Source organism: Streptomyces cinereospinus (genome assembly GCF_042430725.1).
Lineage (GTDB): Bacteria > Actinomycetota > Actinomycetes > Streptomycetales > Streptomycetaceae > Streptomyces > Streptomyces cinereospinus.
In genome coordinates this window covers 71744-88148 of sequence record NZ_JBHMCY010000014.1, presented here as the reverse complement: position 1 = coordinate 88148, position 16405 = coordinate 71744, and the positions used below count along the sequence as shown (strand labels likewise).

Here is a 16405-nt window from a genome sequence, read left to right as displayed (position 1 = left end):
TCGGGGACGCCCGCGGGAACGTGCTGATCGGGCTCGCTCAGCCCATGAACTTCTTGAACTCGTCGGGCAGTTCGAAGTCCTGCCCGCCCTGCTGCGGCACCCCGAAGGCGTTGCCGCTCTGGGCGGCGGCCGCGCGGCGGTCGGCGGCCTCCTGCTCCTGCTGCTTGCGCTTCATCGGGTTGCCGGAGCGCTGCTTGCCCTTGGCCTGCTTCGGCTTCTTCTTGGCCCGGCCGGGGCCGCCGCCCATGCCCGGGATGCCGGGCATACCGGGCATCCCGCCGCCCTGGGCCATGCGGGACATCATCTTGCGTGCCTCGAAGAACCGCTCGACCAGGTTCTTCACCGCGCTGACGTCGACGCCGGAACCGCGGGCGATACGGGCGCGGCGCGAGCCGTTGATGATCGTCGGGTCCTGGCGCTCGCCCGGCGTCATCGACTTGATGATGGCGGCGGTGCGGTCGACGTCCCGCTCGTCGAGGTTCTGGATCTGGTCCTTGATCTGGCCCATGCCGGGCAGCATGCCGAGCAGCTTGGAGATGGAGCCCATCTTCCTGACCTGCTCCATCTGGGCCAGGAAGTCGTCGAGGGTGAAGTCCTGGCCCTTCTTGGAGGCCAGCTTCTCGGCCATCTTCTGGGCTTCGGCCTGGTCGAAGGTCTTCTCCGCCTGCTCGATCAGGGTGAGCAGGTCACCCATGTCGAGGATGCGGGAGGCCATCCGGTCCGGGTGGAAGGCGTCGAAGTCGTCGAGCTTCTCACCGTTCGACGCGAACATGATCGGCTTGCCGGTGATCTGGCGGATCGACAGCGCGGCACCGCCGCGGGCGTCGCCGTCGAGCTTGGAGAGCACCACACCGTCGAAGCCGACGCCGTCGCGGAAGGCCTCGGCGGTGTTGACCGCGTCCTGGCCGATCATCGCGTCGACCACGAACAGGATCTCGTCCGGCGAGACCGCGTCCCGGATGTCCGCGGCCTGCTGCATCATGTCCTGGTCGATGCCCAGGCGGCCGGCGGTGTCCACGATCACGATGTCGTGGACCTTGGACTTCGCGAAGTCGATGGAGTCCTTGGCGACCTTGACCGGGTCGCCGACGCCGTTGCCCGGCTCCGGCGCGAAGACGGCGACCCCGGCCCGCTCGGCGACGACGCTCAGCTGGTTGACCGCGTTCGGTCGCTGGAGGTCGGCCGCGACCAGCAGCGGCGAGTGGCCCTGCTCCTTGAGCCACCGGCCGAGCTTGCCCGCGAGGGTGGTCTTGCCGGCACCCTGCAGACCCGCCAGCATGATCACCGTGGGCGGCTGCTTGGCGAAACGCAGCCGCCGGGTCTCCCCGCCGAGGATCGTCACGAGCTCGTCGTTGACGATCTTCAGCACCTGCTGGGCCGGGTTCAGCGCCCGGGAGACCTCGGCGCCGAGGGCCCGCTCCTTGACGTTCTTGATGAAGCTCCGGACGACCGGCAGCGCCACGTCCGCCTCGAGGAGCGCGATGCGGATCTCGCGCGCGGTGGCGTCGATGTCCGCCTCGGAGAGCCGTCCCTTGCCGCGCAGGTTCTTGAAAGTCGCTGAGAGGCGATCGGAGAGAGTATCGAACACGGCGCTCGCGGTCCTCAGGGTCGGTGGCTGGCGGATGAATCGCCCTCCAGGGTATCCCGGCTCCACCGGAGCGGGTCACGGGTCAGCCGCGCAATGTCTCCTCCAGCTTCCGCGCCACCGCCACGGCCTCGTCGGCGGGCAGCGGCGCCCCCTCCGGCCCTGTGACGTAGAACGCGTCGACGGCGTTCGCGCCCAGCGTCGACACATGGGCGCTGCGCACCCGCACCGCCGCGTCCTCCAGGGCCCGCCCGATCCGGAAGAGCAGCCCCGGCGCGTCCTGTGCGCGCACCTCGATCACCGTGGCCCGACGGGACCCGGCCGAGGCGACCGTCACCCGCGGCGGGGGCGCGACGACGCCCCGGCGGCGCGGGTAGGCGGCGTCGCGTTCGGCGAGCCGGCCGGCGATGTCCAGGGTGCCGTCCAGCGCGCGCACCAGGTCGGCGCGGAGCCGGGCGGCCTGGGGCAGCGAGCCGTACTCGGCGGCGACCCGCCAGTCCAGCAGCAGCACCGAGCCCTCCACACCGTCCGGCAGCCGCAGCGACCGCAGCTCGGCGGTGCGCACGGTCAGGCGGTGCACGGCGAGCACACCGGACACCGCGGGCAGCACGCCGGGCTGGTCCGGTACGGCGATCAGCAGCTCCACGCCGAGCGGCTCGGGCTCGCCGGACGGCTCCTCGGCCGGCGCCTCGGTCTGGGCCCGCAGGGCCAGGACGGGGCTGCCCGTGGCGATCGCCTCGATGGCGAGCCGCTCCTGCTCGGCGGTGGGCGCGGCGGTCTCCGGGTCGGCGGGGGCGTCCCCGGCGAGCACGGCCGAGACCCGCCGCACCAGGTCGGCGACGAGGGAGCCCCGCCAGGACGACCAGGCGGCCGGCCCGGTGGCCAGCGCGTCGGCCTCGGTGAGCGCGTGCAGCAGTTCCAGCGTGCCCTGCGAGCCGACGGCCTCGGCGACCGAACGCACGGTGGCGGGGTCGTCCAGGTCGCGCCGGGTGGCGGTCTCGATGAGCAGCAGGTGGTGGCGTACCAGCGTGGCGAGGACGGCCGCGTCCGCGCGGTCGAAGCCGATCCGGCTCGCCACGTCGCGCGCGATGATCTCGCCGGCCACCGAGTGGTCGCCGGGCCAGCCCTTGCCGATGTCGTGCAGCAGCGCGGCGACCAGCAGCAGGTCGGGGCGGCTGACCCGGCGGGTGAACTCGGAGGCGCGCACGGCGGTCTCGATGAGGTGCCGGTCGACGGTCCAGACGTGCACGGCGTTGCGCTGCGGCCGGCAGCGCACCCGCTCCCAGTCCGGGATGAGCCGGCTGATCAGGCCCTCGGCCTCCAGGGCCTCCCAGACCTCGACGGTCGGGCGGCCGGAGCCCAGCAGCGTCACCAGCTGTTCGCGGGCCTCGGCCGGCCAGGGCGTGGGCAGGGGGCGCACGCCGGTCGCCATGCGCCGGACGGCGTGCAGGGAGAGCGGCAGTCCGGCCTGAGCGGCGGCGGCCGCGGCGCGCAGCGGGAGCACGGGGTCACGGTCGGGGCGTGCGGCCCGGGCGAGCACCACCTCGCCGTCCTGCTCCACCACGCCCTCGGCGAGCGGCGACCGCTCGGCGGCCTGCTTCCCCCCGCCCAGCATGGACCGCAGCCGGGGCCGCACGGCCCGCGAGCGCAGCACGCGCCCCACTTCCCGCCAGGTGACGTCACTGGCGTAGGAGACGACCCGGGCCGCCTCGTACACCTGCCGCAGCAGGGTGTCGGCGTCGAGCAGGCCCAGCTCGGCCGCGACCTGGTCCTGCTCCTGCAGGGCGAGCCGGTCGGTGGCGCGCCCGGTGGCGAGGTGCAGGGCGTCGCGGACGTCGAGCAGCCGGCGGCGGGCGTCGTCGAGGCCCTCGCGCGGGGCGTCGGCCAGCCAGGAGGCGGCGACGGCGCGCAGGGCGGTGGCGTCCCGCAGGCCGCCCCGGGCCTCCTTGAGGTCCGGTTCCAGCAGGTACTGCAACTCGCCCTGGCGCCGGGCGCGTTCGGCGCAGAGCTCCTGCAGTTCCGGGAGGCGTCTGGGGGCCTGGTTGCGCCAGTCGGCGAGGACCGCCGTCCGCAGTCCCGCGGTCAGGCCGAGGTCGCCCGCGATGTGCCGGGCGTCGAGCAGCCCGAGCTGGACCTTCAGGTCCTCCCCGGCCGTCCTGCGGGCCTCGGCGGGGGTGCGGACGGAGTGGTCCAGGGCCAGGCCCAGGTCCCAGACCGGGTACCAGATGCGGTCGGCCAGGGCGGCGATCGCGGCGGCGTCGCCGCCGTCGTGCAGCAGGAGCAGGTCCAGGTCGCTGCGCGGGGACAGCTCACCGCGGCCGTAGCCGCCGACCGCCACCAGCGCCACCCCGCGGAGTCCTCCGGCCCCCGCGCCGAACAGCCCCGCCAGCCAGTCGTCCGTCAGCCCGGCCAGCGCGGCACGGCGCGGCGGCCCGGACCGCACCCCCTCGGTCAGGAGGTGCAGCCGGGCCGCCGCGTAGCCGCTGGGTCCCGAGTCCTCTGCTTCCGTACGTACGCCCGTACTCGTCACCCAGCGACTCCTGTTCTTCTGTGGGTCAGAGAGCGTCCGGTCCGCGCTCGCCGGTGCGGACGCGGACGGCGGTCTCGACCGGAAGGGACCAGACCTTGCCGTCACCGATCTTGCCGGTGCGGGCCGCCTTCACGATGACGTCGATCAGCTGCTCGGCGTCGTCGTCCTCGGCCAGCACCTCGATACGGATCTTGGGGACCAGGTCGACCGTGTACTCGGCACCGCGGTAGACCTCGGTGTGCCCCCGCTGACGACCGTAGCCGCTCGCCTCGGTGACCGTCAGGCCGTGCACTCCGAACGCCTGGAGGGCTTCCTTGATCTCGTCGAGCCGGTGCGGCTTGACGACGGCGGTGATGAGCTTCATGCGTCCACCTTCTTGCTAGCAGCTGCGGCGACCGGGGCGGTGGCGGGGGCGGTGCGGGCTGCACCACCGCCGGCGCCGCTGAAGTCGTATGCGGTCTCGGCGTGCTCGGCCTGGTCGATGCCGGCCACCTCGTCGTCCTCCGATACCCGCATTCCGATCGTCTTGTCGAGCAGGAAGGCGAGGATCGCCGAGACGACCAGGGAGTAGGCGAGGACGGCGAAGACACCGGCGCACTGCTTCCAGAACTGGTCCAGACCGCCGCCGTAGAACAGGCCCTTGACCTCGGACTGGCCCTTGCCGCTGGCGAAGAGGCCGATCAGCAGCGAGCCGAGGACACCGCCGACCAGGTGGACGCCGATGACGTCGAGGGAGTCGTCGTAGCCGAACCGGTACTTCAGGCCGACGGCCATGGCGCACAGCAGACCGGCGACGGCGCCGACCGCGATCGCGCCGAGCGGGTCGACCGCGCCGCCGGCCGGGGTGATGGCGACCAGACCGGCGACGGCACCGGAGGCGGCGCCCAGCGTGGTGAACGCGCCGTGGCGGATCTTCTCGTAGATCAGCCAGGCCAGCATGGCGGCGGCGGTGGCGATCTGGGTGTTGACGAACATCAGCGCGCCGACGCCGTCGTCGTTGCCCAGCCAGGATCCGGCGTTGAAGCCGAACCAGCCGAACCACAGCAGGCCGGCGCCGAGCATCACCAGGGGCAGGCTGTGCGGACGCATCGGGTCCTTCTTGAAGCCGATGCGCTTGCCGATCACCAGGATCACGCCGAGCGCCGCGGCACCGGCGTTGATGTGCACCGCCGTACCACCGGCGAAGTCGATCACGCCCAGCTCGAAGGCCCAGCCGCCCGCGCCCCAGACCCAGTGGGCGACCGGGAAGTACACGACCGTGGCCCACAGCGCGGTGAACAGCGCCCAGGCCGTGAACTTCACGCGGTCCGCGAGGGCGCCGCTGATCAGGGCGGGCGTGATGATCGCGAACATCAGCTGGAAGACGGCGAAGACGTAGACCGGGATGGTGTAGCCGTCCCAGAGGTCGGCGGTGCCGATGCCGGTGAAGCCGACGTAGTCGGAGCTCCAGCCGATGATGCTGCCGGAGTCCGTGCCGAACGCCATGGAGAAGCCGTACAGCACCCACAGGATGGTGACGATCCCCAGGCTGATGAAGCTCATCATCAGCATGTTCAGGGTGCTCTTGACGCGGACCATGCCTCCGTAGAAGAAGGCCAGGCCCGGGGTCATGAGCATCACCAGGGCGGAACAGATGAGCATGAAGCCTGTGTTGGCGGCAGAGAGCTCCGTCTCTGCGGCAAGCGTGATGGCTGGAGCCATCGGCGTCTCCTCGTCGTTGGATACGGCCCCGTGCGGGCGAAGCCTTGAGCGGCGTGAGGGGTGGGCCGGTTATGCGCCATGAGATTGGCGCAGCGCCGTTTCGGTGGAGGCCCCTCGTTGTTTCGCGGCGGTGACGAAGGCGCCGGACGTGTTACGCGTCGATGAACTGCCTGCTGCCGCGCCGCGCGATCGTTATCGTGGCGCAACCTTCCCTGGACCCTCCCGTGACGACCGTCGCGGGACGGCGTGCGGACGGCGCGGACCGGCCGCGGGCGGCCTTCCGATGACCTGGCACGGGGGAGCCGAGTCGGGCAGTTAGGGAGGGCCGGCCGCGGCCGGGGCCAGGGGTCCGGGTGCGCGGCTCAGACCGCCTCGGCGGCCTCCGGCAGCTCGACGGCGAGCTTGTCGGTGAGGTCCACCACCTCGGTGATGTCGCCGAAGTCGCGGGCGGCGGTGTCGACGGTCTTTCGGATACGAGTGTTGACGCGCTCGGAACGGACGTTCTTGGCGACCGTCATGGCCCGGCCGGCGAAGGCGGCGCCCTGCTCGGGCTCACGCTGGAGCAGATGCACGCTGGCCATGCCGATCAGGTTCAGCGCGTACGACCGCTGGTGCTCGGGGTCCTGCGCGAACAGCTCCACCGCCCGGCGCATCAGGGGATCGGCCAGGGAGGCGTAGGCGGGGCTGCGGCCGGCCACGTAGGCCAGGTCGCGGAAGGAGTGGCTGTTCTCGGCGTACAGCTCGGCCTCGGAGAAGAAGCGGATCCAGTCGGGGTCGGGCTCGTCCCAGTCCTCGGCCTCGGCGAAGGTGTCCTCCGCCATCCGCACGGCCCGCTTGCACTTGCCGGGCCGGCCCATGTTGGCGTAGGCGCGGGCCTCCATCGCATACAGCATCGACTGGGTGCGCGGGCTCGCGCAGTCCCGGCTGCCGTACTGCGCGAGGTGGATCAGCTCCAGGGCGTCGTCGGGGCGGCCGAGGTGGATCATCTGGCGGCTCATGCTGGACAGGACGTACGAGCCGAGCGGCCGGTCGCCGGCCTCCTTGGCGGCGTGCAGCGCGAGCACGAAGTACTTCTGCGCGGTGGGCTGGAGCCCCACGTCGTACGACATCCAGCCGGCCAGCTCGGCCAGTTCGGCGGCGACCTTGAACAGCTTGCGGGTGGTGGTCTCGGGCTGGGGCTCCTGGAGCAGGTCGGTCACCTCGTGCAGCTGGCCGACGACCGCCTTGCGGCGCAGGCCGCCGCCGCACTGGGCGTCCCACTGGCGGAACATCACCGTGGTGGACTCCAGCAGCTCCAGCTCCGGCCTGGACAGCCGCCCCCGGGAACGGGTGGACGGCACGGACGCGGGCTCGGGCCGGGGCGCGGGCGGCGCGGGGACCAGCCAGCGCTGCATGGGCTCGATCAGGGCCGGGCCGGCGGACAGGGCCAGTGAGGTGCCGAGGAAGCCGCGGCGGGCCAGCATCAGGTCGCTGCGCGAGAACTCGCCGAGCAGGGCGACCGTCTGCGGGCCCGTCCAGGGCAGGTCGACGCCGGTGGCGGAGGGCGACTGGCGGGCGGCGCGCAGGCCCAGGTCCTCGATGGAGACCACGCAGCCGAACCGCTCCGAGAACAGCTCCGAAAGGATCTTGGGGATCGGCTCGCGCGGGTTCTCGCCGTCCAGCCAGCGACGCACCCGCGAGGTGTCGGTGGAGACGTGGCTGGCGCCCACCTGGCGTGCGCGGCGGTTCACTTGACGCGCCAGCTCGCCCTTCGACCAGCCGCTGCGCGCGAACCACGAGCCCAACAGCTCGTTCGGGCGCTTCTCAGCGTTCACCCCGCCTCCGCCGCTCCCGCCCACGTGAACGCCCCCATCCCTCAGATCGCCTGTCCCCAGGTGCGCCAAGCCCTGTCGGAATGCCCGTCGCCCCGGTCCCCCGTCCGGCGGTTCCCCGTCTTCGCAGGGCGGACCCGGTTGCCTCCGGCATACCCACCGGAGCAGGTGCCGCGGCCGCCGTGCACACACGGTAATCCTACGATCACCCGCCCAGTCGCGGCGATCCAGGAAACGCCACCATTCGCCACCCCTTCGAATGAACTACCGGTCACCACCGCGCGATTCACTTGACACCAGGTGGACGCCAGCGGGCGGACGGGTGCATGCGGGGGCGCGCACCGCCGGACGCGCCACCCGAGGTGCTTTCGGGAGCCGTCTGGACCGCGCGGCAGCGGGAAGTCGGAAACGGAGAGTCACGTACTGATTCCGGCACGTAACCACTGGTGCGTCGGACCCGTTGGAGGGGGCATGGGCTTCACGATCGGCAGCAGTCGGGGGATCCGCGACATCCGGTCCGGCTCGCGGCGCCGCGGCCGCTCGTCGGAGTGCACGGCGGTGGCGGAGTACACCGGGCTGTGGGGCTGGGACGTCGTCCCCGGCGCCCGGGCCGCCGGTGGCGTCTGTTCCTGCGGCCGCGCGGGGTGCCGGGCGCCGGGCGCGCATCCGCTGGACTTCGCGCCAAAGGTGCCGGCCGGGGCGACGCTGGACGAGGTGACGACGTCCTGGGCGGAGTTCCCGGGCGCGGCGGTGATGCTGCCGGTCGGGCGGACGTTCGACGTGATCGAGGTGGCCGAGCCGGCCGGGCGGTGCGCCCTGGTCCGGCTGGAGCGCATGGGCCTCCCCCTCGGACCCGTCACCGCCACCCCCGACGGCCGCGCCCACTTCCTCGTCGCCCCCGGCTCCGCGGCCGGGCTGCCCGCGCTGCTGTACCGCATGGGCTGGGACGACCCCCGCCTCGACCTGCGCGGTCTCGGCCCGGGCTCGTACATCACGGCACCGCCCTCCGACCGCGCCGGCCTCGGCCCGGTGCGCTGGCTGCGCCCGCCGGACCTGGACGCTGCGCGCAGGCCGCCGGCGGCACGGTTGCTGCTGGGCACGCTGGCGTACGTGGCGCACCGGTCACGGGCCTGAGGTCCGCCCGGCCACCCCCGCCGCCTGTCCGGCCGTCCGCCTTTCCCGCCGTACCAGCGGCCGCTTCCGCCCGCCCCGCCGCCCCACCCGGTGCCTCCGCCCGCCCGGCCGCCCCACCCGGTGCCTCCGCCCGCCCGTCCGGTCCCATCCGGCCGGCCGCTCCCTTCGCACGCTCCCTCCTTCCGTCCGGCCGTCCCTTTGCGTCCGTACGGGCCGTACGCGAGCGTCCGGTGACTGCCCGCACAGCGAAGCGCCCGCCCCCACGGATTGTGGGGGCGGGCGCTCTGCGGCGTACGGGTGTCTGTGCGTGCTCACTCTCCGATAAGCGCATCCACGAACGCCTCCGGCTCGAACGGCGCCAGGTCGTCCGCGCCCTCGCCGAGCCCGACCAGCTTGACCGGGACGCCCAGCTCCCGCTGCACGGCGACGACGATGCCGCCCTTGGCGGTGCCGTCCAGCTTGGTCAGGACGATGCCGGTGATGTCGACGACCTCGGCGAAGACCCGGGCCTGCACGAGACCGTTCTGGCCGGTGGTGGCGTCCAGCACGAGCAGCACCTCGTCCAGCGGGGCGTGCTTCTCGACGACGCGCTTGACCTTGCCGAGCTCGTCCATGAGGCCGGTCTTGGTGTGCAGCCGTCCCGCGGTGTCGATGAGCACCACGTCGGCGCCCATCTCCTTGCCCTCCTTGACGGCGTCGAACGCGACGGAGGCCGGGTCGCCGGCCTCCGGGCCGCGCACGGTGTACGCGCCGACCCGCTCGCCCCAGGTCTGGAGCTGGTCTGCGGCGGCGGCCCGGAAGGTGTCGGCGGCGCCGAGGACGACGCTGCGGCCGTCGGCCACCAGGACCCGGGCCAGCTTGCCGGTGGTGGTGGTCTTGCCGGTGCCGTTGACGCCGACGACCATCACGATGCCGGGCTTGCTGGTCTCGGGCTCGGTCCTCACGGTGCGGTCGGCGTCGGTGCCGATCAGGGCGAGCAGCTCCTCGCGCAGCAGGCCGCGCAGCTCCTCGGGGGTCCGGGTGCCGAGCACCCGCACACGCTCGCGCAGCCGTTCGACCAGCTCCTGGGTGGGCTGCACACCGACGTCCGCGGTGAGCAGGGTGTCCTCGATCTCCTCCCAGGTCTCCTCGTCGAGGTGCTCGCGCGAGAGCAGCGTGAGCAGCCCCTTGCCGAGGGCGTTCTGGGAGCGGGAGAGACGGGCGCGGAGGCGGACCAGCCGCCCCTCGGTGGGCTCCGGGATCTCGATCTCGGTCGGCGGGAGCTCGACGACGGGAGGTTCCTCGACGGCGACCGGGGCCGAGCCGTCCGGGAGGTCCACCTCCTCGATCGTGCGGCGCGGTTCCTCCCGCGGCGTCTCGGCCTCGTCGCCGACGTGCGGCTCGGCCGGAGGGGCGGTGATGTCGGGCGCGGCGGGCGGCGGGGGCAGCGGCTTCCTGCGCCGACTGCCGACGATGAGCCCGCCGAGCGTGCCGAGCACGACCACGGCGATGACTACAGCAAGGATGACGATGTCCATAACCCGTCCAGTATCGGCCATGGGGCTCCGGCGACCCAGCCCGTGCGTTCGCCCGAGTGGCTCCCGTGACGGTGACCGGGTCCCCGCTGCGGGAAAGCGTGCTGCCCCGGCCCGGTGACCGGGCCGGGGCAGCACGCTTCTTCACAGGGACGAGGAGAGGGGCAGCGGGGACTTGGCCCGTCTCCTCGGGACCAGGGGCCTCGGTACGAGGCTCAGCCCATCTCCTCCAGCGACTTGCCCTTCGTCTCCTGCACGAACTTGAGCACGAAGGGGATGGAGAGCGCGGCGAAGACGGTGTAGATCACGTAGGTCGCGGAGAGGTTCCAGTCGGCCAGCGACGGGAAGCTCGCGGTGATGGCCCAGTTGGCGATCCACTGCGCGGCGGCGGCCACGCCCAGGGCGGCGGCGCGGATCCGGTTCGGGAACATCTCGCCGAGCATGACCCAGACGACCACACCCCACGACAGGGCGAAGAAGAGGACGAACACGTGGGCGGCGATCAGGGCGATCCAGCCCTGGGTCTCCGGGAGCCGGCCGTCGACCAGGTCGAAGGAGAACGCCCAGGCCTCCAGCGCGAGGCCGATCACCATGCCGACCGAGCCGATGATCGCGAGCGGCCGGCGGCCGATGCGGTCGACGAAGATCATCGCGATGACGGTGCCGACGATGTTGATGATCGACGTGGTGAAGGAGTAGAAGAACGAGTCCGCCGGGTCGACGCCGACCGACTGCCACAGCGTGGAGGAGTAGTAGAACGCCACGTTGATGCCGACGAACTGCTGGAAGACCGACAGGCCGATACCGATCCAGACGATCGGCTTGAAGAAGAAGCTGCCGCCGAGCAGGTCCTTGAAGGACGACGTGTGCTCGCTCTTCATGCCGTGCTCGATCTCGGCGACACGGGCGTCGAGGTCGATGTCGCGGCCCTCGACCTCGGCGAGGATCTCGCGGGCGCGGTCACGCTTGCCGACGGAGAGCAGGTAGCGCGGGGACTCGGGGATGGCGAAGGAGAGCAGGCCGTAGAGGACGGCCGGGACGACCATGACGCCGAGCATCAGCTGCCAGGCCTCCAGGCCGAGCAGTTCACCGCGCTGGTCGCCGTCGGCGGCGTTCAGGATGCCCCAGTTGACCAGCTGGGAGACGGCGATGCCGACCACGATCGCGGCCTGCTGGAAGGAACCGAGACGGCCGCGGTACGCCGGCGGGGCGACCTCGGCGATGTAGGCCGGGCCGATCACCGAGGCCATGCCGATGGCGAAACCGCCGATGACGCGCCAGAAGGCGAGGTCGTACAGGGAGAACGGCAGGGCGGACCCGACGGCGCTCACGGTGAACAGGACGGCGGCGATCTGCATGCACCGGATGCGGCCGATGCGGTCGGCGATCCGGCCCGCCGTCGCGGCGCCGATGGCGCACCCGATCAGGGCGACGGCGATGACCTGCGCCAGCGCCGCGGAGCCGATGTCGTAGCGGTCCCGGACGGCCTCGACGGCGCCGTTGATCACGGAGCTGTCGTAGCCGAAGAGGAAACCGCCCATCGCGGCGGCCGCCGCGATGAAGATGACGTGCCCGAGATGTTCGGGCTGAGCCGACTTGGCTCCTGACTGGGGTGCCTGCGCTGTGCTGGTCACGTGTACTCCTCGGGCCACCGGCAACGCTGCCGGAGTGGGGTGTAGCCCTCGCAGGTGGCGAAACCTGAAGGTAAAAGCAACGTTGCAGAGACTATGTCTTCAAGTTTCGAAGTCAATAGGGTGATGTGAAGAATTTTTGAGGTAGGGGTGTCGGACTAGCATTCACTACTTGAATGAGCAGACCAGTCGAGCCAGGTCGGAGCGGGTACGACCGCGGCCGCGGGGCCTAGCGAAGCCGCTGGCTGATGACCTTCGACACACCGTCGCCCTGCATGGAGACGCCGTACAGCGCGTCGGCGACCTCCATGGTCCGCTTCTGGTGCGTGATGACGATGAGCTGCGAGGCCTCCTGCAGCTCCTGCATGATCCGGATCAGCCGCTGGAGGTTGGTGTCGTCGAGCGCGGCCTCGACCTCGTCCATGACGTAGAACGGGCTGGGCCGGGCCTTGAAGATCGACACCAGCAGGGCGACCGCGGTCAGCGACCGCTCGCCGCCGGAGAGCAGGCTGAGCCGCTTGACCTTCTTGCCCGGCGGCCGGGCCTCGACGTCGACACCCGTGGTGAGCATGTTGCTTGGGTCGGTGAGCACCAGCCGGCCCTCGCCGCCCGGGAAGAGCCGGCCGAAGACGCCCTCGAACTCCCGGGCGGTGTCCCGGTAGGCCTCCGTGAACACCTGCTCGACCCGCTGGTCGACCTCCTTGACGACCTGGAGCAGGTCGGCGCGGGTCTTCTTCAGGTCCTCCAGCTGCTCGCTGAGGAACTTGTGCCGCTCCTCCAGCGCCGCGAACTCCTCCAGGGCGAGCGGGTTCACCTTGCCCAGCTGCTGGAAGGCCCGCTCGGCCGACTTCAGCCGCTTCTCCTGCTCGGCCCGCACGAAGGGCCTCGGCCGGTTGCGCGGGTGCCCGGGGTCCTCCGGCAGCTCCTCGCCGCCGGCGGGCGGGGAGGGCGGCACGGGCTGGTGCGGGCCGTACTCCGCTACCAGGCCCGCCGGCTCGACGCCCAGTTCCTCCAGCGCCCTGGTCTCCAGCTGCTCGATCCGCAGCCGCTTCTCGGCGCCGAGCACCTCACCGCGGTGCACGGAGTCGGTGAGCTTGTCCAGTTCGGCCTTCAGGTCCCGGCCCTCGGTGCGGGCGGCCGCCAGTTCCCGCTCGCTGAACGCCTTGGCGGCCTCGGCGGCGGTGCGCTCCCGCTCGGCGCGGGCGAGAGAGACCTCGACGTGCGCGAGGAGCTGGCGGGCGCCGGAGGCCACGGCGTCCGCGACGGCCGCCTCGTGGCGCAGGCGTGCCCGCCGCTGCTCGGCACGCGCGCGTGCCTCGCGCTCGGCACGGGCGGCGCGGTCCAGCGCGTCGGCCCGTCCGGCGAGCCCCTTGACCCGCTCCTCGTGGGTACGGACCTGGAGGCGGGCCTCCATCTCGGTCTGCCGGGCGTTGGCCCCGTCGGCGGCGAGCCGGTCCCGTACGGAGGTGTCCGGCTCCTCCTCGACCGGCATCTCCTCGGCGACGGCGAGCCGTTCGGCGAGTTCCTCCACGTCCATCAGGGCTCTGTCGAGCGCCTCCTGCGCCCGCGCGGCCGCGGCGACGCTCCGCTCGGCCTCCCCGGCGGCGGCGCGGGCCTGCCCGGCGAGCCGGCCGAGCTGCTGCGCCACGCCCGACTTCTCCCGGTCGGCGGCCCGCCGCCGCTCCCCCAGCTCCTCGACCAGCGCGGCGGCCTCCCTGCGGCGCTCGCCGGCCGCCCGCTGCGCCCCGGCGAGTTCCTCGCACCGCACGGCCAGCTCCTCCAGCTCGGCCGCGGCCTCGTCCACGGCGGCCCGCACCTCCAGCAGGCTCGGCGCCCCGGCGGACCCGCCCTGCGCGAAGTGGGCTGCGAGCAGGTCGCCCTCGGCGGTGACCGCGGTGAGGTGCGGATGCGCGTACACCAGGTCCTCGGCCGCCTCCAGGGTGTCGACCACGACGATGTCGCGCAGCAGGCGGCGCACGGCGGGCATCAGGTCGGTGGGACCGTGGACGAACCGCGCGGCGGAAGGCACCGGGGCGGGCCGCCGGCCGTCCGCGGGTTCGTCGGGGCCGGTCGCGCGGTTCCCCGCGGCCTGCTCCGGCGTCGCCGTCGGCGCGTCCGCCAGGAGCAGTGCGGCCCGGCCGCCGTCCCGCTTGCGCAGGAGCCTGATCGCCTCGGCTGCCGCCGCGGGGCCGGTGACGGCGATGGCGTCCGCCGCCGCGCCGAAGGCGGCGGCGAGCGGGACCTCGTATCCCGGGGTCACCGACAGCAGCTCCGCCGCCGGGCCCAGCAGTCCGTCCAGCCGGTCCCTCGCCCCGAGCAGCGCGCCCGACCCGTCCTTGCGGCGCAGGCCCAGGGCGAGCGCGTCGTGCCGGGCCCGGGTCGCGGCGCGCCCGCGTTCGGCCTCCGTCGCCGCCTCCCGGGCCGCGGCGAGGGCGGCGTCCGCCTCGGCCAGCCGCCGCCTGGCGGCCTCGTGCCGCTCGGCGAGTTCGGCGTCCCCGGCGTCCAGGCCGTCGACCTCGGCCTGGAGCGTCTCGTACTCCTCCTGGGCGGCGACCGCGCGCTGCTGGGCCTCGTCCCGGGCGGCGGCCAGCCGGTCGATCTCCGCCTGGGCGGAAGCCGCGCGTGAACGGGCCGCGCCGACCTGGCCGTTCAGCCGGGCCAGGCCCTCGCGGCGGTCGGCGATGGCGCGGGCCGCGTCCTTCAGACGGCGTTCCTCGGCCGCCAGTGCGCGCTCCAGTTCGGCGCGGTGGGCGACCGTGTCGTCCAGGGCGCGCTGGGCCGCCTCCAGGGCGGCCTCCAGCTCCGCCTCCTGCTCGCGGACGCGGTGGGCCTCGCGCTCCATGTCCTCGGGGTCCCGGCCGCGCCGCTCCTCCGGCGGAGCGGAGGTCGCGCTCTTCACCCGGGCCTCGGCCAGCGAGATCGTGCCGCGCACCCGTTCGGCCAGCTGGGACAGCTCGTACCAGGTCTGCTGGGCCCGCTGCAGACGCGGAGTCAGGCGGCGGACCTCGTCCTCCAGGTGCGCCTCCCGCTGGAGTGCGCGGCGCAGCTCCTGCTCGGCGGCCTCCTTGCGCTCCTTCAGCGCGGCCTCGTCGGCCACCTCGGCCCGGAGCGCCTCCCGCAGCCGTACGAGGTCGTCGGCGAGCAGGCGGAGCCGGGCGTCGCGCAGGTCCGCCTGGATGACGGCGGCCCGGCGGGCGACGGCGGCCTGCCGGCCCAGCGGCTTGAGCTGGCGGCGCAGTTCGTCGGTCAGGTCCTGCACGCGCGCGAGGTTGGCCTGCATCGCGTCGAGCTTGCGCAGCGCCTTCTCCTTGCGCTTGCGGTGCTTCAGGACGCCCGCGGCCTCCTCGATGAAGGCCCGGCGGCCCATGGGGTCGGCGTGCAGCACGGAGTCGAGCTGGCCCTGGCCGACGATGACGTGCATCTCGCGGCCGATGCCGGAGTCGGAGAGCAGTTCCTGGATGTCGAGCAGCCGGCAGGTGTCGCCGTTGATCTGGTACTCGCTGCCCCCGTTGCGGAACATGATCCGCGTAATGGTGACCTCGGCGTACTCGATGGGCAGCGCCCCGTCGGAGTTGTCGATGGTCAGCGACACCTCGGCCCGGCCGAGCGGGGGCCGCCCGGTGGTGCCGGCGAAGATGACGTCCTCCATCTTGCCGCCGCGCAGCGACTTGGCGCCCTGCTCACCCATGACCCAGCTCAGGGCGTCCACGACGTTGGACTTGCCCGAGCCGTTCGGTCCGACGACACACGTGATGCCCGGCTCGAACCGGAGTGTGGTCGCCGAGGCGAACGACTTGAACCCGCGGAGGGTCAGGGCCTTGAGGTGCACGCCGCCGGACTCTACCTGCCGGGGTTGTCTCACTCCATGAACCCGCGGTTTCGCCCCCGAACCCGCAGGGCACACCCAACGTTAAAGACTCTGAAAGGATGCGCGGGGGCAAGAAAGAGCGGGGGCAAGAAAGAAGGGACGCCGAAGCGTCCCTTGCAACTTCTGACAACTTAGCGGTTGATACGGGCAGCCCAACCACTGCGTGTCGTGGTGCGATGCAGTGATCAGGTGAGCGCAGGCTCCGCCTGGTGTGCGTCGACGCTCTCCATGATCCTGTCGTGGTGAGAAGCGGCAGCCGTCAGCGCCTCGTTCTCCGCCTGGATCCGGACCAGCTCGGATTCCAGGTCCTGTACGCGCTGCTGGAGCCGTCGCATCTCGGCGAGGAGTCGAGGGTCGGAGCCGCCGACGTAACCGAGAAGCGCCTTTGCCATGATGGATGGTCCTCCACAATGAGTGACCGACCGAAGCGGTGTGGGTCGTGAGGGATTCGCACCCGCAGCCGCTTGGCACCGTGGGGTGATGCTGCCGTTCTTCCATGCCAAACAGCTAAGGTGCGCGGGGCTTTCAGCGTCTCACCAAAAAGTTTGACGGTCAACACGATCACGCCCTGCATTGGGGGCAACCCGCCGGCGCGCGGCCGGACACGGCGGCGCGGCGACTGACGCGGGAC

At 72.5% G+C, this 16405-nt stretch carries 10 protein-coding genes; 1 reads left to right on the top strand and 9 read right to left on the bottom strand.

Annotated elements, in window-relative coordinates; all coding sequences use genetic code 11:
• Positions 1 to 37 precede the first annotated feature (37 nt).
• From ffh to nsdA, 5 genes are all read right to left on the bottom strand, one after another.
• Entirely contained in the window at positions 38 to 1588 is a 1551-nt protein-coding gene (gene ffh / locus ACFF45_RS10090) for a signal recognition particle protein (RefSeq protein WP_381344806.1), read from the bottom strand.
• Positions 1589 to 1670: 82 nt separating this feature from the next.
• Positions 1671 to 4115, bottom strand: a complete 2445-nt coding sequence (locus ACFF45_RS10085; protein ID WP_381344803.1) for a [protein-PII] uridylyltransferase — start codon at positions 4113 to 4115, stop codon at positions 1671 to 1673.
• Positions 4116 to 4140: 25 nt separating this feature from the next.
• Positions 4141 to 4479, bottom strand: a complete 339-nt coding sequence (locus tag ACFF45_RS10080) for a P-II family nitrogen regulator (RefSeq protein WP_003997576.1) — start codon at positions 4477 to 4479, stop codon at positions 4141 to 4143.
• The gene (locus ACFF45_RS10075) at positions 4476 to 5816 is read right to left on the bottom strand and encodes an ammonium transporter (RefSeq protein ID WP_381344800.1); all 1341 of its coding nucleotides are present in this window, start codon (positions 5814 to 5816) and stop codon (positions 4476 to 4478) included. Before ACFF45_RS10075 ends, ACFF45_RS10080 begins: the two co-directional genes overlap by 4 nt.
• Before the next feature lie 362 nt (positions 5817 to 6178).
• A complete protein-coding gene (gene nsdA / locus ACFF45_RS10070) occupies positions 6179 to 7654 on the bottom strand; it encodes a transcriptional repressor NsdA (protein ID WP_381344797.1) in 1476 nt (491 codons plus the stop codon).
• A gap of 444 nt (positions 7655 to 8098) precedes the next feature.
• Between nsdA and ACFF45_RS10065 the strand changes: the two genes are divergently transcribed.
• Complete coding sequence (locus ACFF45_RS10065; protein ID WP_381344794.1) at positions 8099 to 8761, top strand: bifunctional DNA primase/polymerase; 663 nt, start codon at positions 8099 to 8101, stop codon at positions 8759 to 8761.
• A gap of 311 nt (positions 8762 to 9072) precedes the next feature.
• On the opposite strand, the gene ftsY is transcribed toward ACFF45_RS10065, so the two are convergent.
• The 4 genes from ftsY to ACFF45_RS10045 form a co-directional block, all read right to left on the bottom strand.
• Positions 9073 to 10278, bottom strand: a complete 1206-nt coding sequence (ftsY, locus tag ACFF45_RS10060) for a signal recognition particle-docking protein FtsY (RefSeq protein WP_381344791.1) — start codon at positions 10276 to 10278, stop codon at positions 9073 to 9075.
• A gap of 212 nt (positions 10279 to 10490) precedes the next feature.
• A complete protein-coding gene (locus tag ACFF45_RS10055; RefSeq protein WP_381344788.1) occupies positions 10491 to 11909 on the bottom strand; it encodes a sugar porter family MFS transporter in 1419 nt (472 codons plus the stop codon).
• 226 nt (positions 11910 to 12135) lie between these two features.
• Positions 12136 to 15735, bottom strand: a complete 3600-nt coding sequence (gene smc / locus ACFF45_RS10050) for a chromosome segregation protein SMC (protein ID WP_381344786.1) — start codon at positions 15733 to 15735, stop codon at positions 12136 to 12138.
• Positions 15736 to 15959: 224 nt separating this feature from the next.
• On the bottom strand, positions 15960 to 16166 hold the full coding sequence (locus tag ACFF45_RS10045) for a hypothetical protein (protein ID WP_189700833.1): 207 nt from the start codon (positions 16164 to 16166) through the stop codon (positions 15960 to 15962).
• Positions 16167 to 16405 lie beyond the last annotated feature (239 nt).

Coding starts and splice junctions, on each gene's coding strand:
- ACFF45_RS10045 (WP_189700833.1), bottom strand. CDS start 16,166: ATGGCAAAGGCGCTTCTCGGTTACGTCGGCGGCTCCGACCCTCGACTC.
- ACFF45_RS10080 (WP_003997576.1), bottom strand. CDS start 4,479: ATGAAGCTCATCACCGCCGTCGTCAAGCCGCACCGGCTCGACGAGATC.
- ftsY (WP_381344791.1), bottom strand. CDS start 10,278: ATGGACATCGTCATCCTTGCTGTAGTCATCGCCGTGGTCGTGCTCGGC.
- ACFF45_RS10075 (WP_381344800.1), bottom strand. CDS start 5,816: ATGGCTCCAGCCATCACGCTTGCCGCAGAGACGGAGCTCTCTGCCGCC.
- ACFF45_RS10065 (WP_381344794.1), top strand. CDS start 8,099: ATGGGCTTCACGATCGGCAGCAGTCGGGGGATCCGCGACATCCGGTCC.